Annotated in this window: 18 protein-coding genes; 13 read left to right on the top strand and 5 right to left on the bottom strand. The window is 71.2% G+C overall.

Going from position 1 to position 26,100, the window contains the following annotated elements; all coding sequences use genetic code 11:
* The first annotated feature begins 31 nt into the window (after positions 1-31).
* From mtrB to secA, 5 genes are all read left to right on the top strand, one after another.
* Positions 32-1,846: an MtrAB system histidine kinase MtrB gene (mtrB, locus tag AABM36_RS10125; RefSeq protein ID WP_019309425.1), complete on the top strand. Its 1,815-nt coding sequence runs from the start codon at positions 32-34 to the stop codon at positions 1,844-1,846.
* A 98-nt stretch (positions 1,847-1,944) separates the two neighbouring features.
* Positions 1,945-3,600 (top strand): LpqB family beta-propeller domain-containing protein, encoded by a 1,656-nt coding sequence (locus AABM36_RS10120; RefSeq protein WP_224764825.1) that lies wholly within the window; start codon positions 1,945-1,947, stop codon positions 3,598-3,600.
* Positions 3,601-4,209: 609 nt separating this feature from the next.
* A complete protein-coding gene (locus tag AABM36_RS10115; protein ID WP_019309423.1) occupies positions 4,210-4,962 on the top strand; it encodes a ComF family protein in 753 nt (250 codons plus the stop codon).
* A 94-nt stretch (positions 4,963-5,056) separates the two neighbouring features.
* A complete protein-coding gene (gene hpf, locus AABM36_RS10110; RefSeq protein ID WP_019309422.1) occupies positions 5,057-5,761 on the top strand; it encodes a ribosome hibernation-promoting factor, HPF/YfiA family in 705 nt (234 codons plus the stop codon).
* A gap of 173 nt (positions 5,762-5,934) precedes the next feature.
* On the top strand, positions 5,935-8,748 hold the full coding sequence (secA, locus tag AABM36_RS10105) for a preprotein translocase subunit SecA (protein ID WP_019309421.1): 2,814 nt from the start codon (positions 5,935-5,937) through the stop codon (positions 8,746-8,748).
* Between the two features lie 21 nt (positions 8,749-8,769).
* On the opposite strand, the gene AABM36_RS10100 is transcribed toward secA, so the two are convergent.
* A complete protein-coding gene (locus AABM36_RS10100) occupies positions 8,770-9,219 on the bottom strand; it encodes an Rv3235 family protein (protein WP_019309420.1) in 450 nt (149 codons plus the stop codon).
* 146 nt (positions 9,220-9,365) lie between these two features.
* Positions 9,366-10,214, bottom strand: coding sequence for a LysM peptidoglycan-binding domain-containing protein (locus AABM36_RS10095; protein WP_158217860.1), 849 nt, complete (start codon positions 10,212-10,214; stop codon positions 9,366-9,368).
* Positions 10,215-10,484: 270 nt separating this feature from the next.
* On the opposite strand from AABM36_RS10095, the gene AABM36_RS10090 reads away from it, so the two are divergent.
* Positions 10,485-11,051: a hypothetical protein gene (locus tag AABM36_RS10090; protein WP_019309418.1), complete on the top strand. Its 567-nt coding sequence runs from the start codon at positions 10,485-10,487 to the stop codon at positions 11,049-11,051.
* Between the two features lie 5 nt (positions 11,052-11,056).
* On the opposite strand, the gene AABM36_RS10085 is transcribed toward AABM36_RS10090, so the two are convergent.
* The gene (locus AABM36_RS10085; RefSeq protein WP_019309417.1) at positions 11,057-11,272 is read right to left on the bottom strand and encodes a helix-turn-helix domain-containing protein; all 216 of its coding nucleotides are present in this window, start codon (positions 11,270-11,272) and stop codon (positions 11,057-11,059) included.
* 224 nt (positions 11,273-11,496) lie between these two features.
* On the opposite strand from AABM36_RS10085, the gene AABM36_RS10080 reads away from it, so the two are divergent.
* Genes AABM36_RS10080 through AABM36_RS10070 form a run of 3 tightly spaced genes read left to right on the top strand, consistent with a single transcriptional unit; the run spans position 11,497 to position 15,335 of the window.
* Positions 11,497-12,168, top strand: a complete 672-nt coding sequence (locus AABM36_RS10080) for a hypothetical protein (protein WP_029603139.1) — start codon at positions 11,497-11,499, stop codon at positions 12,166-12,168.
* On the top strand, positions 12,165-13,733 hold the full coding sequence (locus AABM36_RS10075; RefSeq protein ID WP_019309415.1) for an AAA family ATPase: 1,569 nt from the start codon (positions 12,165-12,167) through the stop codon (positions 13,731-13,733). The genes AABM36_RS10080 and AABM36_RS10075 overlap by 4 nt, the downstream gene beginning before the upstream one ends.
* Before the next feature lie 18 nt (positions 13,734-13,751).
* Positions 13,752-15,335: a sensor histidine kinase gene (locus tag AABM36_RS10070; protein WP_019309414.1), complete on the top strand. Its 1,584-nt coding sequence runs from the start codon at positions 13,752-13,754 to the stop codon at positions 15,333-15,335.
* Between the two features lie 84 nt (positions 15,336-15,419).
* On the opposite strand, the gene AABM36_RS10065 is transcribed toward AABM36_RS10070, so the two are convergent.
* Entirely contained in the window at positions 15,420-15,668 is a 249-nt protein-coding gene (locus tag AABM36_RS10065) for a WhiB family transcriptional regulator (RefSeq protein WP_019309413.1), read from the bottom strand.
* A gap of 303 nt (positions 15,669-15,971) precedes the next feature.
* On the opposite strand from AABM36_RS10065, the gene AABM36_RS10060 reads away from it, so the two are divergent.
* The gene (locus AABM36_RS10060; RefSeq protein WP_019309412.1) at positions 15,972-16,403 is read left to right on the top strand and encodes a hypothetical protein; all 432 of its coding nucleotides are present in this window, start codon (positions 15,972-15,974) and stop codon (positions 16,401-16,403) included.
* Between the two features lie 207 nt (positions 16,404-16,610).
* Here the strand turns inward: AABM36_RS10060 and AABM36_RS10055 are convergent, their stop codons facing one another.
* Positions 16,611-21,263 (bottom strand): FtsK/SpoIIIE domain-containing protein, encoded by a 4,653-nt coding sequence (locus AABM36_RS10055; protein WP_039101780.1) that lies wholly within the window; start codon positions 21,261-21,263, stop codon positions 16,611-16,613.
* A 218-nt stretch (positions 21,264-21,481) separates the two neighbouring features.
* Here AABM36_RS10055 and AABM36_RS10050 point away from each other — a divergent pair, with 218 nt between their 5' ends.
* The 3 genes from AABM36_RS10050 to AABM36_RS10040 all read left to right on the top strand — a co-directional run bounded on the left by AABM36_RS10050 (position 21,482) and on the right by AABM36_RS10040 (position 26,095).
* Entirely contained in the window at positions 21,482-22,663 is a 1,182-nt protein-coding gene (locus tag AABM36_RS10050) for a glycosyltransferase family 4 protein (protein WP_029603138.1), read from the top strand.
* Between the two features lie 217 nt (positions 22,664-22,880).
* Complete coding sequence (gene glf, locus AABM36_RS10045; protein WP_019309409.1) at positions 22,881-24,068, top strand: UDP-galactopyranose mutase; 1,188 nt, start codon at positions 22,881-22,883, stop codon at positions 24,066-24,068.
* The gene (locus tag AABM36_RS10040; RefSeq protein ID WP_019309408.1) at positions 24,065-26,095 is read left to right on the top strand and encodes a glycosyltransferase; all 2,031 of its coding nucleotides are present in this window, start codon (positions 24,065-24,067) and stop codon (positions 26,093-26,095) included. Before glf ends, AABM36_RS10040 begins: the two co-directional genes overlap by 4 nt.
* The last annotated feature ends 5 nt before the right edge of the window (positions 26,096-26,100 follow it).

Genomic DNA, 26,100 nt, shown 5'->3' with positions numbered 1-26,100 from the left:
ACGGTTCCGCAGGATCCGCCTGGGGCGCCGCGTGCTGTTCCGGCGCTGGCGGCAGTCGCTGCAGTTCCGCGCCATCGCGATCGCCCTCACGCTGACCTCCGTGGCGTTCCTCGCCACGGGCAGCTTCCTGTCCCACCAGATTGCGGACCGGCTGTTCACGGACCGGCTCAACCAGGTGCTCGAGGAAGCGCGCACGGACATCGGCATTGCCCAGGCGAGCTTCGACGCCTCCGACGCGTCGGACCGCACCGAGGTGCAGGCGCTGATCAACTCGACCATGGGGAGCCTGAGCCAGGACACGGACTCCACCGACCACCGGTGGATCCTGATTCCCCTGGACCAGGGCTCGGGCCAGTCCTTCGTGGGGGTCCAGGCGGAGAGTTCCTGGATGACCTCCGCCACCGTCCCCCAGCAGCTGCAGCAGCGCGTGGCCAACGCGGACGGCACCTACTGGCAGCCCGCCTCGGCCCGCATGACGGAGAACGGCCCCGAGCAGCCCGTCATCGTGGTGGGGGACGTGGTGCAGCTGAACCAGAACTCGCGCTACGGGCTGTACTTCGTGTACGACTTCTCGGATCCGCAGGCCACGCTGGACTCGATCCACGCGGTGCTGCTGCTGTCCATGGTGGCGCTGCTGCTGCTCGTGGGCACCATCGTCTGGTACGTCACCCGTGAAGTGGTCCGCCCCGTGTCCAACACGGCACGCGTGTCCCAGCGGCTGTCCGAGGGCGACCTCGACGTGCGCATGCAGGTGCGCGGGACCAACGAGGTGGCGCAGCTGAGCCGCTCCTTCAACCGCATGGCGGACTCCATCCAGACCCAGATCACGCAGCTGGAACAGCTGTCCTCGATGCAGCAGACCTTCGTCTCGGACGTCTCCCACGAGCTGCGCACGCCGCTGACCACCGTGAAGATGGCCGCGGAGGTGCTCTACAACGCACGCGAGGACTTCGACCCCGTCAACCGCCGCTCCGCGGAGCTGCTGCACAACCAGGTGGACCGGTTCGACTCCATGCTCTCGGACCTGCTCGAGATCTCCCGCTTCGACGCCGGCGCCGCCCGCCTGGACATGGCCTCCACCGACATCTTCTCCGTCATCTACGACGTGGTGGAGGCCGCGGCCCCCATCGTGCTGAGGTCCGGGTCCGAGCTCACGGTGCGTTCCACCCTCACCCGGTGCATGGTGCAGATGGACCAGCGCCGCATCGACCGGATCCTGCGCAACCTGGTGACCAACGCCCTGGAGCACGGGGAGAGCCGACCCGTGGACATCTTCGTGGCCGCCAACGAGAACTGCGTGGCGGTCGCGGTGCGGGACCACGGCATCGGGATGACCGAGGAGCAGACCGCCAAGGTGTTCAACAGGTTCTGGCGCGGGGACCCCGCGCGGGCGCGCACCGTGGGTGGCACCGGTCTGGGGCTCGCGATCGCCACGGAGGACACCCGGCTGCACGGCGGCCGGCTGGAGGTGTGGGCCGAGCCCGACAACGGGGCGTGCTTCCGGCTCACGCTGCCGCTGCTGCGTGCCCAACCCCTGGACCCGGAGCTGGCCAACCCGCTGGACATGCCGCCCGCCGAGAGCTTCACCGAGTCCACCGCCCGGGTCACCGACACGGGCTCGCTGCAGCTGACCGCCCCGCCCGTGCAGCCCGCCATGGAACCCGACACGGGGCAGATGCTCATCGCGTTCCCCTCCGCCCCGGCAGGTGGTGCCGGTTCCGCGAGCGCACAGCCGACGCCGCTCGGGGCCGGGGGCGAGCAGGGAGTGGACGGCGGTCAGGACGACGACGCCCGGCGGACCGGCTCAACCTCGGCGGTCCGCCGCGACGGGACGGAGAAACCATGAACCATCGGTGGAGAGCATCCCGACAGTCTCGGACCACGGGCGGCGCCACGGCGCCTCGTCGCCCGCGCCGTCGGCGCTGCGCTGCGGCCGCTCTCGCGGTGGGGCTGTCGCTGACGCTGTCCGCGTGCGGGGCCATGCCCCGTTCCGGGCCGGTGCACAAGGTCGTGGAACCCACCGAGCAGTCCCAGCAGAGTGCCATGGCGTACAACCCGCAGGCTCCCCGCCCCGGGGCGTCCGCCCAGGAGGTCGTTGAGGGCTTCCTGGCGGCGGGCGTGGGTGCTCAGGACGACTACTCGGTGGCGCGCCAGTACCTCACCCCGCAGCTGGCGACCACGTGGAAGCCGGATGCCCGGGTGCTGATCCACTCGGGTGAGCCCACCACGGTGCCGCGGCTGAACGAGGGGGAGTTCCGCACCACGATCGAAGTGGGTGCCATCCTGGACGCCGAGGGTGTGCGCACGGCTCAGCCCCGGGGGAGCACACGCGTGCTGGACTTCGCGCTGACCTCGGTGGACGGCCAGTGGCGCATCTCGCAGGCCCCGGACGGCGTGATCATCCCGGACACGGACTTCGAGCAGATCTTCTCACCAGTGGACCTGTACTTCTACTCGGCCAACGACAGCACCACCCTGGTCCCCGATCCGCGCTGGTTCGCCAAGCGGCCCACGGCGTCCACGGCCGCGGTGCGCGCGCTGCTGAGCGGACCCGCGTCCTACCTTGAGGACGCCGTCTCCAGCGCGCTCCCGCAGAGTGCCACCCTGTCCAAGTCCTCGGTCCCGGTGTCCGGTGGGACCGCGGCCGTGGACCTCAGCATGTCCGGTTTCGATCCCGCGGACGTGGAGCAGGCCCAGCGGATGGACCAGCAGCTGCGCGCCACCCTGCAGTCCGTGCCGTCCGTGGAGGACGTGGACCTCACGGTCAACGACGCACCCGTGGACACCTCCGGGCGGGAGGGAGCCGATCCCACGCGGTCCGTGACCGTGCCCAACCGCCAGATCGGCGTCTCGGACAACCAGCTGGCGTTCTACCAGGGGGGACAGACGGAGCTCGTTCCCGGTGTCTCCCTGCCGGAAGGGGCCAAGGTCACCAAGCCGGGGATGGACACCGAGGCCTCGACCTTCGGGTTCGTGGACTCCGCGAGCAGTGCGATGTACACGGTGTCCTCCGGTGAGCAGGCGCAGCGCCGCTGGACGGGCGCCTCGCTCACCCGCCCCAGCTTCGACCGGCAGGGCTGGGTCTGGGGATCCGACCGCTCCGGCACGGTCCACGCCGCGCCGACGGCCGCGGAGGGCGCCGGGCGCACCGTCACCGCGGACTGGTTGAAGAACCAGCACGTGGCGTCACTGCGCATCTCCCGGGAGGGCAACCGCGCCCTGGTGGTCACCACCGACGAGTCCGCCCAGCGCTCCACCCTCTGGATCTCCGGCGTGGTGCGCGATGACTCCGGCCAGCCGGTTGAGCTGAAGAAGGGCAACCCCGTGGCGGCGGACGTGGACGTGAACACGGCGCAGTGGATCGGCTCGGACGAGTTCGTGACCACGGCGCTGAACCAGGACAGCAACGCCCAGCCCCGCCGGTACTCGGTGGCGGGAACCTACGAGGACCTGCCCTCCCTCACCGGCGTCACGTCCATCACGGGTGGCAACGGACCCACGGCCGTCTACGGAGCATCGGACGGCAAGCTCTACATGCTGACCGGCAGCTCGTGGGCCCTGCAGAGCGAGGACGTCACGGACACCTCCTTCGCGGGGTGAGCGCACCGACGCCGGGCCCGGTGTCGCCGGGACGCGCTCGGGTGCCCGGCTGACGACCCTGGGCGGGCGGGCCCCCGAGGGCCCGGAACGGTGCTCCCTCCCACCTCTGCACCGGGCGCCCTCCGTCGGGGTCCGCTGCGGCACGGCGCCGCCGTGCGCGGGCGGGTCTCCGCGCGGCGTGCCGCGCCCCCGGGACACCACCGGCGCCACCGTGCGCTGGGCACTGCCCAGCACCGGCCCGGGGTCGCGGCTTCGGGGCCCACGAGCTGGAATGGACGGATGACAGCCGACCGCGTCCGCCAATCGTCGCCGACGATGCCCTCCGGCCCGTCTCGGGCACCCCTGCCCCGTCCCGTTCCCTCGGGCCGCGAGGGGTGCGGGGCCGCGGGGAGCGAGCCGGTGCGTTCTCACCGCCCGGCGCCACCTCCGGGCCCTCGTCGGCCGCAGGGACTCGCTCACCCGCACGATTCCGATTCGCCGCCGGTTCCCGTTCCACGTCGGCAGCCCGCGCGACCACGTCAAGCCGCCGACGCCGCCCGGCCGGGCAGGTGGGGCGGGGCCGTTGCACCGCAGTGGTTCACCGCCGACACCCGGGCGCGCTGGGACGCCGTGGCCGCCCGCCTCGGCGACTGGTGCGCGCAGGCCGTGGAACTGTTCCTGCCCGTCTCGTGCGCGGTGTGCGGGGAGCCCGGTCGCACCCTGTGCCGACCGTGCCGTCTCGTGCTGCGCCGCTGCACCGCCACCCCCGGGCGGGTCACGGCGCCGGAGGTGCTGCGGGAGCGGGGAGTGAGAGTCTTCGCGGCGGGGGAGTACGAGCACGAACTCGCGGCGTGCCTGCTGGCGTACAAGAACGGTGGTCGCACCGATCTGGCGCCCGTCCTCGGGGTTGTGCTCGGGGCGGTCCTCGCCACCGCGGCGCGGGACGTGGCGGAGCCGGGCCGGGGCCCGCTGCTGTGGGTGCCCGTGCCCACGAGTGCCCGCGCGCGTCGTCGTCGGTGGTTCGACCCCGTGGCCTGCCTGCTCGACGCCGCCGCGCTGCCTCCCGGAACCCGCGTGCGCCACGCGCTGCGCCACAGGGGACGCGCGGTTCGCGGTGCGGCAGGACCGCAGAAGGGCAGGGGGAGGAGGCAGCGGGCGCGGGCCGTGAGGGGTTCGATGCGCGCCCGGGACGTGCGGGGACGCACCTGCGTGGTCGTGGACGACGTCCTCACCACGGGAGCCACCATGGCAGAAGCCGTCCGGTGCCTCACCCGGGCCGGCGCGCACGTGCCCGCGGTGGTCACGCTCGCCGGGGTGCGGGCCGGGCGTTCACCCCGGGAGAACTCCCAGACGTCGGACACCGTTGTCCGTGAATTTCCCTGAGGTTTCATCTAGCGTTGGACCACGGGAAGCAATGAAGGTGTCCCGTGTGGGAGAGCAGCACATCCCGCGTCATCCTCAAGATGTGGAGGGTCTCATGGAACTGAACATCCAGGGCCGCAACGTCACTTTGCCGGACCGATTCAAGGAGTACGCCGAGGAGAAGAGCGAGCGTTTCCAGCAGCTCGGCGACAAGGTCCAATCCATCGAGGTCAAAGTCACCAAGGACAACGGCGCCTCCGGCCACCAGGGCATGCGCGTGGAGATCACCGTGGTCGGCCGCGGACCGGTGCTGCGGGCCGAGGCCCGCAGTGACGACAAGTTCGCCGCGTTCGACGAGGCCTACGGCAAGCTCGTGGAGCAGCTGAGGCGGGCCCGGGACCGCCGCAAGATCCACCGCGCCGGGCACCAGAAGCCGGTCGCGGTGCACGAGGCCACGGGATCGCTGCCCGTGGTTCCCACCACCGGATCGTTCACGGGCTTCGAGTCCCCGCAGGCGCTGTCCGCCGCGGAGGACGAGGCCTTCGACACCGAGTACCCCCTGAGCGACACCCCCACCCCCGTGGAGATCCGCCGCAAGCGCTTCCCCGCCCACCAGATCACGGTGGACGAGGCCGTGGACCAGATGGAGCTGGTGGGCCACGACTTCTTCCTGTTCGTGGACAGGGAGACCCGGGAACCGTCCGCCGTCTACCGCCGCAAGGGCTGGGAGTACGGTGTGATCAGCCTGAGCCAGGACGGACGGGCCGAGGAGGAGAAGGTCCGGGCCTACCAGTCCGAGACCTCCACCGCGGACTCCTGAGCCACCCCTGACGCGCGTCCACACGCGCACCAAGTCACGAGCGGGCCCTGCTACCACGTCGCGGGGCCCGCTCCGCTGTGAGGGACCGCTCGGACTCCCTCACGTACACTGTTCGGCGGTGCACCCTCAGTTCTGCCCGGTGCCCACCAATGATCTCTGAGGAGCGAACACACGTGGCGTCATTCCTGGAAACGGTTCTCCGCACGGGCGACAAGCGCGTCCTGAAGCGACTGAGGACGTACGCGGACGCCGTGAACAGCCTCGAGGACGGGTTCAAGGAGCTCACGGACGCGGAGCTGCGGGCAGAGACGGACGCGTTCCGGGAGCGCATCGCGGACGGCGAGTCGCTCGACCGGCTGCTGCCCGAGGCGTTCGCCGCTGTGCGCGAGGCGGCGTCCCGGACCCTGGGCCAGCGCCACTTCGACGTGCAGATCATGGGCGGCGCGGCGCTGCACCTCGGCTACATCGCGGAGATGAAGACCGGTGAGGGCAAGACCCTGGTGGCCACGGCCCCGGCGTACCTCAACGCGCTCTCCGGCAAGGGCGTCCACGTGGTGACGGTCAACGACTACCTGGCGGAGTACCAGGCCAACCTCATGGGCCGCGTCTACCGTTTCCTGGGCCTGGAGACCGGGGTGATCCTGGGAGGTCAGGAACCCTCGGTGCGCCGCGAGCAGTACGCCGCGGACATTACCTACGGCACCAACAACGAGTTCGGCTTCGACTACCTGCGTGACAACATGGCGTGGACCAAGGACGAGCTCGTCCAGCGGGGCCACCACTTCGCGATCGTGGACGAGGTGGACTCCATCCTCATCGACGAGGCCCGCACCCCGCTCATCATCTCCGGCCCCGCCTCGGGGGAGGCCAACCGCTGGTACCGCGAGTTCGCGACCGTGGTGAAGACCCTCTCCCCGGAGACCGACTACGAGGTGGACGAGAAGAAGCGCACGGTGGGTGTGCTCGAACCGGGCATCGAGAAGGTCGAGGACTGGCTCGGCATCGACAACCTGTACGAGTCCCGGAACACCCCGCTGATCGGTTTCCTCAACAACGCGATCAAGGCCAAGGAGCTGTTCCGCAACAACAAGGACTACATCGTCTCGGGCGGCGAGGTGAAGATCGTGGACGAGCACACGGGGCGTGTGCTCGCCGGGCGGCGCTACAACGAGGGCGTCCACCAGGCCATCGAGGCCAAGGAGGGCGTGGACATCAAGCCCGAGAACCAGACGATGGCCACCATCACCCTGCAGAACTACTTCCGCCTGTACGACAAGCTCTCCGGCATGACGGGCACCGCCCAGACCGAGGCCGCGGAGTTCATGAACACGTACGAGATCGGCGTGGTGGCCATCCCCCCGCACCGTGGCATCGCGCGCGAGGACAAGCGGGACGTGGTCTACAAGAACGAGGCCACCAAGTACGCGGCCGTGGTGCGCGACATCGAGGAGCGCCACGGCAAGGGCCAGCCCGTGCTCGTGGGCACGGCCTCGGTGGAGAAGTCCGAGTACCTCTCCCGGCTGCTCGCCAAGCGCGGAGTGCGCCACGAGGTGCTCAACGCCAAGAACCACGCCCGGGAGGCCGCGATCGTGGCCCAGGCAGGGCGCAAGGGCGCGGTCACCGTGGCCACCAACATGGCGGGGCGCGGCACCGACATCATGCTCGGCGGCAACGCGGAGTTCAACGCCGTGGAGAAGATGGCGGAGCTGGGACTGGACCCGGAGCGGGACGCCGAGGAGTACGAGGCGCGGTGGCCCGAGGTGCTCGAGGCCTGCGAGGAGGCCACCCGGACCGAGCACGACGAGGTTCTGGAGGCCGGTGGGCTCTACGTCCTGGGCACCGAGCGCCACGAGTCCCGCCGCATCGACAACCAGCTCCGCGGGCGCTCCGGGCGTCAGGGTGACCCGGGGGAGTCCCGGTTCTACCTGTCGCTGTCCGACGACCTCATGCGCCTGTTCAACCCCGGTGCCGCCCAGCGGCTCATGGCGATCGCACCGGACGACGTCCCCGTCACGGGGCGGCTCATCACCTCCGGGATCGCGAACGCCCAGAACCAGGTGGAGGGGCGCAACGCCGAGCAGCGCAAGAACGTGCTGAAGTACGACGACGTCCTGAACCGCCAGCGCGAGGTGGTCTACAAGGATCGCAAGCGGATCCTCATGGGCGACGACATCGAGGACCAGATCCGACAGTTCACGGAGGAGGTCATCTCCTCCGTGGTCCTGGAGCGCACCGGCAAGGGCCACCCCGAGGACTGGGACCTGGACGGCCTCTGGGAGGCACTGCGGGCCATCTACCCCGTGTCCCTGAGCCCCGAGGAGGTCACGGAGGAGGCGGGTGGGCTCCCGCGACTGACCACGGAGTTCCTGCAGGAGCAGATCCTCTCGGACGCCAGGGTGATGTACCAGGAGCGCGAGGAGGAACTCGGCTCCGAGGCCATGCGCAACCTGGAGCGCCGGGTGCTGCTGTCGGTCATCGGCCAGCGCTGGCCCGAGCACCTCTACGAGATGGACTACCTCAAGGAGGGTATCGGGTTGCGGGCCATGGCCCAGCGCGACCCCCTGGTGGAGTACCAGCGGGAGGGCCACGCGATGTTCCAGGACGTCATGGCAGCCATCCGTGAGCAGACGGTGGTGACTCTGTTCCACCTGGAGGTCCGCAAGCAGCGCACGGGAGCGGACGGTGGGGCCGTGCAGCTGAGCGCCCCCCAGCGCCCGGCGTTCCTGAAGTACACCGCCCCGGACGAGGACGGCACGCCCACGGCAGCCGTGGAGCGGGAAGGCTCTCTCGGTGCCGGTTCCTCGAACGCCACCGGCTCGCAGGACGACGCGGACTCCGTGGACGACGCAGGCTCCGCGGCGGCGGAGGGCGAGACCGCGACCGCGGCTATCTCGGAGAACTCCGAGGAGGTTGCCTCCAACCGGGCGCAGCGTCGCGGGAAATCGGCGAAGAGCAGCTCCAAGGCCAGGCGCGGCAAGCGCCGCTGAGACCGGTGCCGCCGTGGCGGGTCACCCCACCTCGAGGTGGGTGACCCGCCACTGCCGTGCCGAGCGCTCGATGCGCAGCGCCACGGCCCGAGCGCGGGTGGACTCCTCCACCACGAGCGACGCCTCGTAGCAGCCGGGGGCCGGGCTGCACACGCGGACCCGGCGGACGCGGGCGGCACGGTGCACCTCGAAGAGGTCCCGCCGCTCGGGGCACTGCTCCTGCACGAGCTTCAGCATTGCGGCACGCTGCGTGAACCGCTCGACCACGTTGGGTTCGGTCCACCGGGACAACTGGGAAGCGGGCCGGGTTCCGGCCAGGATCTCCACCGCGGCCTGACCGATGCTGCGGGCGATCGCGCCCACGCGCTCGCTCTCGCTGCGCCCGGTGAGAGCGGCGGCCGAACGGTCCTGCCGCCACGTGTAGCCGCCCGGTGAGGTGCGGGGTGTCGATGCGGGGACGGTGATGCTCATGGCGTGCTCCTTGGTGGGTGGGGCGGTGCATTCGGTCGAGAGGTCGGAGTGCCCCGGCTGTCGGCCCGGGATCTCGCGGGCGGCTGGGACGGAGCGGGGCGGCACGCGGCGGCGCTGCCCGGACCCCGGGGCTGCGGGGTAAGCGGTCATCCGGGAACTCCCGCGCTTCCCAGCAGCTGCGGTGGTACCCGCAGCTGCTGCCCGGGACGGATCAGGTCCCCGTCTGCTTCCAGGACGTTGAGCTCCAGCCAGGAGCCCAGGTGCCGGCACACGTCCTCGTCCGTGGCCCGCGCACCCAGCAGCTGCTCCGTGAGGTCCCACAGGGTGTCGCCGCGGACCACGGTGACGGAGCCGTCGACCACCCGCTCCGGTGCAGGTGCGCGCTCCGGCAGGGGAGCGGGCGTCGTCGTGCGCGGGGGGTGCGGCGAGTGTGGAAACCCGGAGGAGCCCGGACCCTCCGCACCGGTATCGGGGCTGCCCGGGGCTCCGCTGGCCGACTCGGGCTGCGGGACCGGGGGGACGTCCGGCTGCACGGCGGCGTCGCCCGGTGCGGGCACGACGTCGTCGACCGGCGCGAGCTGCTCCGTGCCCGTGGTCGGTGGACCCCAGAACGGGTCCACGGGGGCGTCTGCGGCGTGGGCGGGGACGACCGTGACCAGCTGGACCCCCACGAGGGCGGCGGTGGTGCGGGCGATGAGCGCGGGGGTGAGGCGCCGCGCCCAGCGCTCCGCGCCCCGCCACCGGAGCCGGTGCGCCACCAGGGCCACCCCGGCCATGACCAGACCACCGAGCCACCAGGCGGCCACCGCGAGGCAGGCTGCCGCCGCGGTGACGGCCAGGGACAGTTCCTGCGCATCGAGGGCCCCGGCGGCGCTCAGCTGCGCGCTCCAGCGCAGCCCCAGCACACCCGTGACGGCGGCCAGCACGGGAACGCCGGACCACAGAACGGCTGACCGGCGGGAGGTCGTGGAGGGGCTGAGGGAATGAAGTCTCATATTTGACTCCGAAACGTGTTGTTTGATGTCGTTTGACATTTTTAGATCATCCGGTGCCCGAGGCCTCGAGTCAATGACCCATGAATACGGATGCAACCCGGCCGGAGTGCGGCTGTGGGGCGACGTCACGCCCCCGTAGTGTGTGGCGCGGTGCCGGCAGAGCCTCGGAATCGGGGCGATGGCGCAGCTCGCGGGCGAGTCGCCGGTGCGATGCCGGTTCGCGAGAGCTCACCGAGCGCCGCCCACGGCGGCCATGGGAAGGAGATCAGCATGCGGTGGGACGAGCTGTTCCAGGACATGGAGTCGCAGCTGGAACGGGCCCGGATGAGCCAGGTGGAGCAGGAGGCCGTGGAAACGGCGCGCGCCGAGCTGGCCAGGCTCAGTCTGCTGGAGCGCCTGGCCGCGCACCGTGAATCCACGGTGCGGCTGCGCCCGGCCCACGGGGAGACGCTCGAGGGCGAGCTCGTGGACGTCGGCGCGGGCTGGGCCGTGGTGCGCGAACGCCACCAGCAGCACCTGGTGCCGCTGCACTCGGTGGTGTGGTGGGAAGGGCTGCCGCGACGGTTCGAGGTGCTCCCCGAAAAGTCCACCGTCCGCCGGCTCGGCATGGGTCACGTGCTGCGGGCCCTGAGCACCGCTCGCGTGCACGTGCGGGTGGCGCTGCGGGAACGGGGCAGCCAGGGCGAGCTCGAGGGCACGGTGGACGCGGTGGGCCAGGACTTCTTCGACCTGGCGGTGCACCCCGAGGACCAGTTCCGCCGCCGGACGGCGGTCACGGGAGTGCGGACCGTCCCGTTCCAGGCCGTGGCACTGGTCTCGTCAGTGGACCCGGGCTGAGGTCGTCACTGCAGAGTGCCCTCTCGGACGGCGTGCTGGGTGCGCTCGTACCCCTGCTGGATGTACTCCTCCAGCTTGGCCTTCTCCACGCGCCACTGGCCGCGGCCACCCACCTGGATGGCGGGCAGCTCTCCGGAGCGCACCATGGCCCTGGCCTGCGGAACGGAGATGCACAGGATCTCGGCCACGTCCGCGAGGGTGAGGAATCGTTGTTGCGACATGGTCGTGCTTCACGTCCTTTGGGGCGGGATACTGCGAGATGAGGTGGTTACCCTTCCCAGTGTCCCACGAGATGAGGGCAGGAGCTGCTTGTCAACATGTGGAGCGAGGAATGGAGCCGTGGCCTCCTGTGTCCACATGACGCGCGTCATGCTTCTGCCCGAGGCCCCGGCGCGGCACACTCGTGGGTAACCGGCGGGGCCGGGCACGGGGAAGGACACGGAGCATGGGACGTCAGGCAACACCGGAGCGGTCCGCGCACTCGAGTGCGTCGGCCGCCCGTTTCCGCAAGCCGTCGTGGCGGGATCCCAGGCTTCTGGTGGGGATGCTGCTGGTGCTGCTCTCCGTGCTGGGGGTGATCCTCCTGGTGGCCGCCGCCAACCGCAACGAGCCCTACTACGCCGCCGCGACCGACCTTGCCGTGGGCCAGCGGGTCACCGCCGATGATCTCACCACCGTGGACGCGCACCTGCAGGAGACCTCCTCCCAGTACATCCCGGGAACGCAGCCGTTGCACGAGGACGCGGTGGTCACCCAGCGGGTGTCGCGGGGGCAGCTGGTCCCCGCCGCATCCATCGGCACGGCCGACCACCTGGACCGGACCTCCGTGGGCATCGCCCTGCAGACTCCGCTTCCGTCCCAGGCCGATCCGGGGGCGCACGTGGACGTCTGGGTGGCCAAGCCCAAGCCCAGCGGACGCGGGTACGTGGAGCCGAAGAAGCTCGTCACCGCGGCGGAGATCGCGCGCGTCGAGACGACCGACACCGCACTGGGCGGCTCCGGGGGCGTCACCGTGCACGTGCTCGTCACCCCGTCGCAGGTGGCACCGCTCGTGGACGCCCTCGGCAACGACGCGAAGGTGACCCTGGTGCCCAACACCGCGGGGAGCGGCTCGTGAGCATCTCCGTGGTGACCCTCGGGTCCGGCACGTGGGAGCTGGTGGAGCGGCTCGAGCGGCTGCACGGGGAGGTGACCGTGGTCCGGCGCTGCCTCGAGCTCTCCGAGCTGCTCGCGTGCGCGCACACGGGCATGGCGCAGCTGGCGCTCGTGGCGGAGGGCGCCGAGGACCTCACGGCGTCGCTGCTCGACCAGCTCGCGAGCAGCGGCCTGCGGGTACTGGTGGTGGAGGGCCACGACGACCTGCGGCTGTCCCAGCTCGGCGTGGGGTCCGTGCCCGCGGTGGTCACGGGGTCCGAGCTGACGGCACGGATCCTCGGGGCCATGCAGGACCCACCGCGGCCCCGCGGCCGGAAAGAGCTCCGGGACGAGGCCCGGGACGAAGCGGGCGCTCCCGGCTCGGAGCCGCCGAGACACCCCGGTGCCGCGGACGGGTCCCGGACCGCAGGACCGGGTGGGAAGGACGCGCGGACCGTGGAGGTGCGGCAGGGCGACGTCGCCCGCGCCCGGGGATCCCGGGGCCACGCCGAGGGAGCCGGTCGCGGGACCGGTCCGGTGCCGCCCACCGCCATTGACGGTGCCGAGGAGAGCGCCGACGACGGCGGGGAGAGCGAGCCGTGGCACCCGGCGGGGGACCCGGGTGCGGCGCCGGGCGACGACGAGGAGGAGCCACGCCTCGTGGTGGTGTGGGGACCCGCCGGGGCGCCGGGGCGCACCGTGGTCTCGATCAACCTCGCGGCCGAGGCTGCCCTGCACGGCGCGCGCGTGCTGCTCGTCGACGCGGACACCTACGCGGCGTCGGTGGCCGCGAGTCTGGGCATGCTCGACGAGGCCGCGGGGCTCGCACAGGCCTGCCGGCTCGCGGACCAGGGGAGGCTCGACGCCGACGCCCTGCGCCGCTGCGCCACCCCGGTCTCCGTGGCCGGCGGATCCGTGGCGGTGCTGAGCGGTCTCACGCGCCATGACCGGTGGCCCGAGCTGAGGGCGTCGGCGCTCGAGCTCGTGCTCGAACGCGCCCGCCAGGTCTGGGACCTCGTGGTCGTGGACGTCTCCTCCCCGCTGGAGGCGGACGAGGAGATCAGCACCGACTTCCTGGCTCCGCGCCGCAATGCCGGGGCGCTGAGTGCCGTGGCGGCGGCGGACACGGTTCTCGCCCTGGGCGCGGCCGACGCCCTCGGGGTCCCCCGCCTGGTGAAGGCCCTCCCGGACCTCGAGGATGCGGCACCCGAGGCGGCGGTGCTGGTGGTGATGAACAAGCTGCGTCCCGCGGCCACCGGGCGCGCCGCCCGCGCCGCCGTGACCGAGGCGTGGGAGCGCTTCTCCCCGGGGCACCCGATCGCCCACACGCTGCCGTGGGACCCCGCGGTGTGCGACGCCGCCCTGCTTGCGGGAGCCGTGCTCGCCGAGACGGCGCCCCGCAGTGCACTGCGCCAGGAGATCACCGCGCTCGCGCTCGCGGTGCGCCGGGGCGAGACCGTGTCCGCCGCGTCATCGGGCGCGGCGACCTCCGGTGGGACGGGCACTAGGCTGGGGCGTCGGATGGGCGCGTGGTTGCGCCGGGACTGAGAGAAGAGGCGGCCGCACATGGCATTCACCGATCCGCTGCGCTGCGTGGCGGACTTCGACGCCGGTGACGCCGAGTGGCTCCACCTGCTCGTGGGGGACTGGCAGCTCGTCGCGGACCTGGGCTTCGGGGATCTGCTGCTCTGCTTCCCCCAGGAGGTGGTGGCCGCCGCTCAGAGCCCCACGGGCCAGCCGATCCCCAAGGAGGGCACGGACTTCCTGGTGCTCGCCCACGCCCGACCGACCACGGGACCCACCGCCTACCAGAAGGACCTGGTCGGGGAGCTCGTGGACGGGCCGGCGGCGGGCACCCTGCGCCGGGCGTGGATCGACCGGCGGATCGAGCGCACCGGGCCCTCGGAGTGGTCGAACCTCGCTTCCCGCTCCGTCACGCTGGTCCCACTGGTGCGCAACAAGCGGACGATCGCCGTGGTCAGCCTGACCACGGATCCGCAGCGTGAACGGCTGCCCTCCCGCATGGAGCTGGTCTACCGGGAATCGGCCGCCGACCTGCTGCGCATGGCGAACCAGGGGACGTGGCCGGACTTCGCGGTGCGCAGCGACTCCCGCAGGGGAGCCCCGCGCGTGGGGGACGGCATGCTGCGGCTGAACGCCTCCGGAGTGGTGGAGTTCTGCTCACCCAACGGTCTCTCCACGTTCCGGCGCCTGGGCTTTCGCGGAGACCTCACCGGGCAGAACCTGCTGGGGGTCGCTCGTCAGCTCCCGCTCACGGCCCCCGGGGTGGACGAGACCCTGGCGCCCGTGCTGGCGGGCACCATGCCGTGGCGGGCAGAGCTCTCGGGGGTCAAGGCCTCGGCGACCCTGCGTGCCATCCCCCTGCGCCAGGGCTCGGAGCGCACGGGGGCGCTGCTGCTGTGCCGGGACGTCACCGAGCTGCGTCGGCGAGACCTGCAGCTCGTGTCCAAGGACGCCACCATCCGTGAGATCCACCACCGGGTGAAGAACAACCTGCAGACGGTCTCAGCACTGCTGCGGCTGCAGTCGCGCCGCATGCACTCGGAGGAGGGACGCAACGGGCTCCAGCAGGCGATGCGCCGGGTCAGTTCGATCGCCCGGGTGCACGAATCCCTCTCCCACGAGATCTCCGAGGACGTGGACTTCGACGAGCTCATGCGCCACCAGGTGAAGCTCGCGGTGGAGACGGCCTCCGCGGGCCAGCGCGTGCGCACGGAGGTCCACGGCTCGTTCGGCCGCCTGCCCTCGAAGAGCGCGACGTCCGTGGCCCTCGTGGTCAACGAACTCGTGGCCAACGCCGTGGAGCACGGGCTCAGGGACCGGGACGGCACCGTGGCGCTGTCCGTGCGCCACCTCGAGGACGAGACCACGGAGACGGGGGAGACCGATCGCGTGCTGGATATCGCCATCGAGGACGACGGCAGCGGAATGGGGGCCACCGTCATCGAGGAGTCCGGCGTGAGCGCCTATCGTCCCCCTGCCGAGGGCGAGGGGCTGGGCATGCAGATCGTGCGGACCCTCGTGGCCAGTGAGCTGCGCGGCAGCATCCGGTGGCAGTCCGCGGAGCAGGGCGGAACGAGTGTGGTCATCACGGCCCGGTTCCGCCAGCCAGCGTCCGGGCGGAGATGACGGGGCCCACCTGCGGCCGGATACGCGAACGGCCCGTGTTCCACCGGGTGGCGGATCACGGGCCGTTGGACGTGCGTGCGGACCTCAGGAAGCGCGACGGGCGCGGGCGGCGCGGCGCTTGAGCGCCCGGCGCTCGTCCTCGCTCATCCCGCCCCACACACCGGCGTCCTGACCGGACTCCAGGGCCCACTGCAGGCACGTGTCCATGACCTCGCAGGTGCGGCACACGGCCTTGGCCTCCTCGATCTGCAGGAGGGCAGGGCCCGTGTTTCCCACGGGGAAGAACAGTTCGGGGTCTTTCTCCAGGCAAGCTGCGCGACTACGCCAGTCCATGACGATGACACCGCTCCTTTCAGGAATTCGTGGTGTGCCGGTCCGCGGGAACCCGGGGGGAGCGCGGCGACCAGCCGCGTGGGGGAACCTGGCCATGACACAGAAAAGGCCCGTGAGATCGGGCCTTTGGGGATCTGTCACTACTTTCCCACGTAAACACAGCGTAAACAAGAGTCTGAGCGCTACATCACACCCGGGGCCCGTATCCGCCCGGTTCCGTGGCTGCCCGGGGCATGCCGGGGCACCGGTGGGGGTGCTCTCACTACAGTGGACGTGTCCAGCTCCCCTTCCGAAAGGCCCGCCATGAACCCCCCGGTGTCCCGCTCCACCACACAGGCACCCGGCCCCCGACCCTGGACCGCGACGGTCATCGCCGTGCTGGTGGCGCTGGAGTCGCTCGCGCTGCTCGTGATGGCGGTGGGTCTCGTCGTGTCGCTCTTCACGGGCCACGTCCTGCCGGTTGCCGGCATCGTCTTCGCGTCCGTGGTCCTGGTGGGTGGAGCATTGTGGCTCGCCGCGGCGGCACGCGGGGTGCTCGGCGGTCTGCGCTGGCCGCGCGCGGCCGTCCTGGTCTCCCAGGCATTCCTGCTCGTCGTGGGGCTGTCCTTGCTGCAGGTGGCACTGGGCGGGTGGGGCATCGCGCTCGCGGTGGTGGCCGTGGTCACGATCCTGTGCCTGTTCGCCCCGCCCACCGTCGCGTTCATGCACCGCACCCGGGACGACGCCGCCCGCTGAGATCCCGGTGCGCGGCCAGGGTCGCATCCCCCGTCCGCGATTGTCGGTGCCTGCCCACCGGGCTGTCCGGGGCTGGGTGCCGCCCCAGCTGCCGGATGGCGCTGGTGAGTCACCGCCCCAGGTCCGCCGGGCACGACGTGGTGGCACGCCACGACGTTCGTCCGGCCCGCGTCGTCACCGGGAAGAGTCGGAGGTGCGCCCCCTCACTCAAGAACCGGTTGGCGGCAGGGGGCACTGCAGGGGGGTCACGGTGCCCCGGTGCACCCAGAACCCCCGTCCCGGCGGCCCACCCAAGGACTGTCCGGTGAAGGAGGCCCCGAACGTGTCCCCGTCAAAGCTGCGGCGGGGTCTCAGGACCAGGGCGTCTGCGTTGTGCCGCCACGTCAGCAGCGGTGGGAACGTGGTCGCGGGGGAGTCCGTGAGCTGGATGCCCACGATCAGCCGCACACCCGGAAGCAGCCAGGCCTCCTCGGCGGGAGGGGGCGCGGAGTCCGCACCGTGGAGCGGGAGGCCGTCCCCGTCAGCCTCCGCCGCGCGGGAACTTCGTGCGGATCCGCCGGAACCGGATGCCTCCGCACGGGGAGCCGTTGCCGTGGGTCTCGACGGTGCCGGGTGAGCCTTTCGGGACGCGGAGCCAGTGTCGGGTCTCCCTGTCCATGCCGCCGCGAGCGCCCGCACGACGTCGGGTGCCAGGCGGTCGGCGTCGTCCAGGACCACGGTGGTCGGGCCCCGCACCCCCTCCAGGCGACGCAGCAGGGCATGGACGTCCTCCGCGCTGTGCAGCACCGGGCGCAGCACGTCGTGGCGCAACGTGCTCGGTCGGTGGTGCGCGGCCCCGGCGTCCGCGGTGTCCGGGTCCAGGTGCGCGTGGGCGGCGGCCAGGAAGCTGCTGCGTCCGCTGCGCGCCGGGCCCGCGACGACGAGCGTGGACCCCGGGCCCCACGGATGGCAGCGCGGGGACCCGTCGCGGGTGACGCCCAGCACGAGACCCGTGGAACGCGGGACGGGAGGGGTCCACGAGCTCGGCAGCGGGAACGCGGCCGGCCACGGGTGGGAAGCGCCAGGTGGCTCGACCGCCAGGGCGGGGTCCGACGCCGCGGTCGTCGTCGGGCGCGGATCCGGTCGTCGTGCGGGACCGGCCGATGCGGCGTCGTCGCCACCGGCAAGCTGCACCACGGCCATCCGCTCCGCGCGGGGAGCAGCGGACCCCGGCGCACACCGGTCCGCGACCGGCCCGCTCAGTGCGGCGCGTCCCGGACGCGCCGAGAACGGCGGCAGGCGCGGCCAGTGCAGCAGCGCATCCGGACTCTGCCCCTCCGGCAGGTGCAGCCGGTTGGGGCCGACGTGGGAGGCCCTGCCCGCCGCGAGGGCCCGGTCGCCGGTGACCAGTGCGGAGAGCCCTCGGGCCGTGCCGGTGGAGACGAGGGCGAGGACGTCGTCCTCCAGATGCGCCCAGGACCCCGCCCGGAAGTGCTGGCAGCAGCGGTCCCAGTCCTCCACGGCCAGCACGGCGCGGGGCCGGGTGCCCGGGACGCATCCGTGCTGCCCGCCCAGCCCGGCGCGGAGCATCTCGAGCAGGTGCGCCACGTCACCCGGCTCGTCCGCTCGTGCCCATCCCCGCAGCGCCGGGTGCGCGGCCACGCCCTCCGCGCTGGCCACCCCGTACAGCGCCTGATCCGACGCCGTGATGACGTACAGCGCCACGGGGTGCGCAGCGGAGGCGCCGGGCAGAGCGAGCGCGGCGCAGCGCCGGAGCAGAGCCGAGAACCAGCCGTGCACGGCGGCAGGACGGCCGATGAGCGCGAGGGCCCCGTCCTCCCACGGCCGCCACGCGGCGCGCCCGCTCCAGTGCTCCGCGGGGTCCTCCGCCGGACCCAGGTCCACGGCGTCACCGACGCCGCTGGGGAGCGCGTTCGCGGTCGCGGGCAGGGTCGGTGGCACCGCGCGGCTGCCGCCTGGAGCACCCTGCGGATCGTCGGGCAGGTGCGCCAGTGCCCCGTCCGCGCTCGCCGAGGCCCAGGAATCGGCCACGTCACGCACTGCTGCCGCCACATCCGGAGCCGGCCCGGAGGCTGCAGGACTCGCAGGCTGAGCCACCTGCGGCGGCCCGTGGTCGGGCGCCGAGGCCGTGAACGTGATCACAGGGGGTTGGGGAGCGGGTGGCCGCATTCGAGTCAGCACGGCTGCCTGCACCTCGACAGCGGGTCCGTCTCCGCGGTCGAGGTATCCCCGGCCGGGCAGCCCGGACGGGATGCGGGCCGCCTGGGTGCCCCCGATGACGTCCACGGACTCCTGCTCCGTGCGCACGCGCAGGCAGAGCGCCTGGGTGACGTTGGCGCGGACGTCCGCGGGCAGGGCACCCTGGGGTCGCTGCGTGGCCAGCACCAGGTGGACCCCCAGGGACCGTCCCACGGTCGCGACGACCGCGAGTTCCTGTGCCGCTTCCGGAAACGCATCCGTCAGCATCTTGGCCTCGTCCACCACCACGACCAGCTCCCGGATCGCCGGGGTGTCGGCGCCCCGCCCCAGCACCTCGGCCATGTCCCGCAGCCCGTGCGCTGCGAGGACCAGCTCGCGGCGTCGCAGCTCGGAGCGCAGGAACACGAGCGCCCGCCGGATCTCGTCCGCACCCAGGTCCGTGAGCAGTGTGGTGAGGTGGGGCAGCCCGGTGAGGGGTGCCAGGGCGGCGCCGCCCTTGAAGTCGATGAAGACGAACTCCAACCGGTGCGGTGGGCACTGCGCGGCGAGGCCGACCACGATCGTGCGCAGCACCTCGGACTTTCCGCATCCCGTGGTTCCGGCGATCAGCATGTGGGGGTGCTCATCGCTCAGCTGGATGCGCTCGACCCCCGCTCTGGACACACCGAAAGCGGTTCCCAGCACGTTCGCCGGGCGTGCCGCCGCCAGCGAGCGCCCCGCCCTCGTGCACGAGGTGTTCGCGGAGACAGCGTCGTGCGACTCGTCCGAGCCCAGGGGGTGCGTCTGGGCGCCACGCTGCGCGCCCGGGCTGTGCGGCACCGATCCGTGCGGCACCGAGCCGCGCGGCGCCGGGAGGGTGGCGGCGTCGTTCGTGAGAGCCAGGAGCTCGTGCGATCCGAGACGGCGGGGCAACCGGCCGCCAGCCGTTCCGGCCCCCGCGCTCGACACGCGACTCCAGGCGGCCACCGCGCGGGCGGCCTGCTCGCAGCCCACCGTGTCCGGGACGAGATCGATGCTGAACCGCTGGTCCTCCCCGGACAGCCCCGGCACGGCGTCGCACCTGCGGGTGGTGAGGCGCAGCTGCGCACCTGCTCCGGCGAGGACGGCTTCCCCGTCGTCGTGCGCGCTCGCGCGGGCCACGACCACGCGCAGCAGATCGGGGTGCTGCGGGCGCGTGCGGGCGTCGTCCGCCGTGAGCACCTCCAGGCCTGCGGTGCCCGGTGGGTCGTCCTGCGGCGGGGAATCCGACTCGGCAGGAGTCTCCGCTCGTAGAGGGGCCTGCCAGCCGAGGCCCGGGGACACGACGAGGCGGCCCAACGCACCGGGGCCGGTGAACAGCTGGACCGCCAGGGCGTTGAGCACCCCCACGGCCCGTGGGTGCTCCAGGGCGAGGGTGAGTGACGGGAGCGCCGCGAGGTCCACGATCACGGGTGCGCTGGGGTGCCACACCTCCCGCACGCGTACACCCTGCGCCCGGGACACGTTGCCGGCCCGCGCCCCGTGACCCAGGCGGACCCAGCGTGCCGCGGCCGCCCGGTCCGGCTCTCCTATCGGACGACTGCTCACCGGGTGTCCCGCCCCCGTGGCGGCGCCGGGCACCACGGGTCCTGGCGCCCTTCGAGGCGCGAACGCGCCTCCCGTGACGGAGCCGGTGGGGGCTGCTGGCGAGGAACGACGGTCTGGAGCGAGCGCGCGGCAGCGGTGGAGGACCTCGGCGGCCGAGGGCGCGGCGTGCGCGCACCGGCGGAGATCGCGGTCCAGTGCGGCCCGCAGCCGGTTCCCCGTGTCCCTGCGAACGCCCCGTTCGCCCACCCATCCCACGACGGTCGTGACGGCCCCGAGCGCGCTGAACACCAGGAAGAACCACCAGTGGGTGACCACCGCAATGCCGATCCCCGCGAGCAGGGGCAGCGCACCCGTGATCATGGTGAGCCTGGCACGGCGGCGGGACGGGGCGTCCACGGTCAGAGGACGGGCTGGATCCGCCTCCCGCGCGGTGATGCCCGGGGGCAGTTGCTGCTCCCCGGGCCAGGACGGCGAGCTCCCCGGCGCTCCGGGCAGTTCCACCCGGAGCCAGCTGAGACGACCACCGCGGCGCAGCCGCACCCGGTCCCCGGAATCGAGGCGGGTCCCGGTGGGAAGAACACTGAGACCGGTGCCGTCGAGCAGCAGGGAGAGATCGGCTCCGGAGGTGGCGCGGCTGCCCGGGGGCAGCAGGACCGGCCCGTCGTCCTGGAGGACGATGTCGCAGCGGCCCCTGGTCAGGAAGAAGCGGGTGCCCGCCCCGGTGCCCTCGACGACCTCGACCGTGGTCGTGTTTTCGCCGCCACCCGGCGTCGTGGTGGCCGTGTCCGAGGCACCGGGCGACACCGTGGACAGAGGTCCGTGCCACCGTGCGACTCCCTCCGGCCGCCCGGTGGCGGCGGTATCCCGGTCGTCCGTCACGGGAAGCAGCACGACCGTGGCGCCGTCCACCAGCGGGGTGGCCCCGACCGTCAGCCGGGCCAGGTCGCGGCCCTCAACCGTGGCGCGGTGCTCGGTGCCGACCAGCCGGGCAAGCTCGGCAGCCAGCTGCGCGCCGTCGCTGGCGGGGGCGGCGGTGACGGTCGCGGTGTGGGTGGTGCGCGTCCCGCTCCAGACGATGTGCAGAGTCAGGTGCATGGCGGCAGTACACCGTGCGGGTCAGGGCCCAGGAGGACGTCGGGCGGGTGGCGTGGGATGTCGGCTGTCCAAGGCCCATTGAGGGGAGGTGGTGCAGGGGGATTGCCGTGCGCGGCCCCGGTGCCCCCGCGGGAGCTCCCCCCGCGACGGAACGGCCCCACCTCCGCGGATCTCGCACGAGCGAGCCTCCGTGGCACGTTCGTGAGACAGTGTGGGACATGAAACCCCGCAAGGTCGTGATCGTCAGTCGCATTTTCCTGCCCGAACCAGCCGCCGCGTCATTTCGTCTGGCGGCGCTCGCACGCGGCTTCGCCGCAGAAGGGGCACAGGTCACCGTCCTCACCACGCGTCCACCCAAGGCCATGGACGCGGACTCGGTGAAGGAGCCGTACGACATCGTGCGTGTTCCCGTGCTTCGCAACAGCGAGGACTATGTGCGGGGCGTGGTGCAGTACCTGAGCTTCGACGTCCAGGCGTTCGCACGCCTTCTCGTCATGGACGCGGACATCGTGGTCAGCGAGCCGCCGCCCACCACGGGACTCGCCGTGTGGCTCTCGAGCGCCCTGAGGCGTCGTCCCTACATCTGGTACAACCCGGACGTGTGGACCTCGGCGACGGTCAACATGGATGTCCCCGGTGTCGTCACACAGCTGATGCGAGCGGCGGAGACCATCGCGTCCCGCCGTGCCGGGGGAGTGATCACCGTGTCGGAGTCCATGGGCGAAGAACTGCATCGTGTGACCGGAACTCCGTGGAGCAGGATGTTCGTGGCGGAGAACGGCATCGACACCGACACCTTCACGCCCGACGGCCCGGCGGCAGACGAGCCTGCGCCGTACTTCGTGTACACGGGCTCGATCTCGGAGTGGCAGGGCGTGGACGTGTTCGTCGAGGCCCTTGCCCAGATTCTGCCCCGTCACCCGGAAGTGACACTGCACGTGCTGGGACGCGGACCCGACCTGAACCGGGTCCAGGAGGTCGCCGCGCGCCTGACCCCGCAGAACGTGGTGTTCCACGGCGTGCAGAGCCCGGCACGCACAGCATCGTTCCTGCGCGGTTCCGTGGCATCTCTAGCCTCCGTGATTCCGTACAAGGGCTACGACTTCTCCAAGCCCACCAAGCTCTACGCCGCGGCAGCGTGCGGTGCGCCGTCCATCTACGCGGGCGTGGGTGCCGCCGCCGAGATGGTGCGCGACCACCAGCTCGGGACGCCTGTGGACTTCACACCGGAGGCCGTTGCCCGAGCCATGGAGGACGCGCTCGCCGCGGCCCGCAGCGAGGACCGTCGGACGACGAGCGACCGTGTCAGCGAGTGGGCCCGCCAGCACGCATCTCTCGCGGCCTCCGGGCGTGCCGCTGCGGCATGGGTGCTCAGCGGATTCGAACGCTCTGCTCACTGAGACCTCCCGCGCGGCAGACTCTCGCGGGGCAGTCGAGGTTGGGGCCGGTGGTCCAGGGTCAGGGCTGGGTGCTCCCCGGACCGGGGCCGTCCGACGGCCGTGATGCTTCCCACGCTGGCGCGCAGTGCGCGTCACACGGGGTGGAGCCAGCGGCGTCCGGTATTTTTAGGCAGGACGATGTCCGTGCATGGATCACGGAGAACCCTAGGAGGGACACATGAACACTGATCTGGTGGTCGTGGGCTCGGGACTGTTCGGTTTGACCGTGGCAGAACGAGCGGCACGCGAATTGGGTTTGAAGGTCACCATGATCGACCGGCGGCCCCACCTGGGCGGCAACGCCTACAGCGAGAACGAGGAGCGAACCGGGATCGAGGTGCACCGCTACGGCGCGCACCTGTTCCACACCTCCAACGAGCGCGTGTGGGAGTACGTGAACCGGTTCACCCAGTTCACCAACTACGTGCACCGCGTGTACACCCGCCACCAGGGCGAGGTGTACCCCATGCCCATCAACCTGGGCACGATCAACCAGTTCTTCCGTGCCGCGTACTCGCCCGGCGAGGCCCGCGAGCTGATCCGCGAGCAGGCCGGTGAGCTGGCGGGCACCGATCCGCAGAACCTCAACGACAAGGGCATCCAGCTGATCGGGCGCCCCCTCTACGAGGCGTTCATCAAGCACTACACCGGCAAGCAGTGGCAGACGGACCCCAAGGACCTGCCCGCGTCGATCATCTCCCGGCTGCCCGTGCGCTACACGTACGACAACCGCTACTTCAACGACACCCACGAGGGCCTGCCCGTGGACGGGTACACCGCGTGGCTCGAGCGCATGGCGGACCACCCGAACATCGACGTCCGCCTGGACACCGACTTCTTCGACGACTCGCAGGAGTTCTCCAAGTCCAACGTGGTGGGCCAGGTCCCCGTGATCTACACGGGCCCCGTGGACCGCTACTTCGACTACGCCGAGGGCGACCTCTCGTGGCGCACGATCGATCTGGAGGAGGAGGTCCTGGACATCGAGGACTTCCAGGGCACCTCCGTGATGAACTACCCGGACGCGGACGTCCCCTACACCCGCATCCACGAGTTCCGCCACTTCCACCCCGAGCGGGACTACACCAAGGACGCGACCGTGATCATGCGGGAGTTCTCCCGTTTCGCGGAGAAGGGCGACGAGCCCTACTACCCGGTGAACACCTCCGAGGACCGCGAGAAGCTGCTGGCCTACCGTGACCTCGCGCAGGGCGAGTCCTCCGTGCTTTTCGGCGGGCGCCTGGGAACCTACAAGTACCTGGACATGCACATGGCCATCGGCTCGGCGCTGTCCATGGTGGACAACAAGATCGCACCGCACTTCACCTCGGGTGCGCCCCTGACCAGCGGAGGAGTGGACGCATGAGCATGGAGCGCGCCAACCAGGCGGAGAAGGCTCAGACCTCGTCCGGCGAAGGCCAGGAATATCTCGCCAAGATCAACACGCAACCCCGCGGAGACAAGGATCTACGCGAGGTGGCACGCGTTGTGTTCCCTGCGGACAAGGACCTGGACGCCCTGCCGCTCTACATTGACGGCCCCATCAACGTGGAGGGCCCCTCCTCCGTGGGCGCAGACACTGCCAATCAGCACCCGGACGACATCATTTCCCGTCGCTCGGTCCGCATCCGGCCGGGACGTCGCGTGTCCTTCGGCTCGTACTTCAATGCGTTTCCCGCTTCCTACTGGAGGCGCTGGACCGTGGCGGATTCCGTCACACTGCGGGTCCGGACTTCAGGGGCCGGTTCCCTGATCGTCTACCGCTCGAATGCCCGTGGGGTGTCCCAACGCGTGGAGGATCGACGCGTGAACGGGTCCACCACGTGCGAGTTCGAACTCACCCTCGCACCGTTCGGCGACGGTGGCTGGTACTGGTTCGACTTGATTTCCGACGAGGAGGGCATGGTCCTGGACTCGGCGTCCTGGCTCGTGCCTTCCCACGGCCGTCCCGTGGGTCGTGTGACGCTGGGCGTGACCACGTTCAACCGTCCCGACTACTGCGTGAACACGATCAAGACCATTGCACAGGCGGACGGGCTGGACGAGGTCCTGGACGAGCTGATCATCGTGGACCAGGGCAACAAGCTGGTCCAGGACGAGCAGGACTTCCCGGAGGCGCAGAAGGCCATGCGCGGAAAGCTGCGCATGATCCGCCAGGGCAACATGGGTGGTTCGGGCGGGTTCGCGCGCAACATGTTCGAGGTCGTGGAAGGCCGACAGACTCCGCAAGGAGTCGAGAAGTCAGACTATGTTCTCATCCTGGACGACGACATCCTTTTGGAGTCCGAAGGTGTCCTGCGGGCGGCCGCATTCGCGGACATGTGCCACACCCCGTCGATCGTGGGCGGGCACATGTTCGACATGTACAACAAGCCGCTGCTCAACGCGTACGCCGAGGTCGTGAATCCTTACCGCTTCCTCTGGGGCCCGGTTGAGGGTCTGGGGGCCGTGGACTTCGCGGAACGGGGTCTGCGTTCCCGCCCCAAACTGCACCGCCGTTGGGACGCGGACTACAACGGCTGGTGGATGTGCCTCATCCCGCGCGTGATCCTCGAGGAGATCGGGCTGTCCCTGCCGGTGTTCATCAAGTGGGATGACTCCGAGTACTCGTTGCGAGCCAAGGCAGCCGGCCATCCCACGATTTCTCTGCCGGGCGCTGCGGTGTGGCACGTCTCCTGGGCGGACAAGGACGACGCCGTGGACTGGCAGGCCTACTTCCACGAGCGCAACCGGCTGATCGCCGCCCTGCTGCACTCGCCGTTCGCCAAGGGTGGTCGCATGCTGCGGGAGTCTCTCACGACGGACACCAAGCACGTCGTCTCCATGCAGTACTACCCGGCGAAATCCGTGCTGCTCGCCATCCAGGACGTACTGGACGGCCCCGACCGGCTCCACGAGATGCTGCCCACCCGCATGCCCCAGATTCGCGCCATGAAGGACGAGTACTCGGATGCTCGTGTGGTCCAGGACCCCTCTGAACTGCCGCCTGTACGGCGGGCCAAGCCGCCGAAGACCATGGAGGCGCCGAAGTCCCCGACCAAGGCACAGCTGATCCCGTGGGCCGTCCGCACCGTGCTCAAGCAGACCTTGCGTCCGGTGCGCAGCATGGCCAAGGAGTACCCCGAGGCCAGCGTGGCGCACATGGATGGGCACTGGTCGTACCTGGCGACGCTGGACTCTGCCGTGGTCTCCAACGCAGACGGCACAGGAGCATCCTGGTACCGCCGTGATCCCGCGCAGGTCCGGGAGCTCATGGCCGAAAGTGTGAAGCTTCACGCCGAGCTGCTCTCGCGCTGGGACTCCCTGAGCGAGCAGTACCGCGCTGCTCTCCCGGAGATCACGTCGGTGGAGGCGTGGGCCCGGACATTCGCGGAGAATGGCTCCGAGCAGTAATTCGC

Source organism: Kocuria sp. KSNUG, from assembly GCF_049532735.1.
In the GTDB taxonomy this organism is placed as follows: domain Bacteria; phylum Actinomycetota; class Actinomycetes; order Actinomycetales; family Micrococcaceae; genus Kocuria; species Kocuria rhizophila.
Note: the sequence above shows the minus strand (reverse complement) of the source record. Positions and strands in the feature narration are given on the sequence as shown.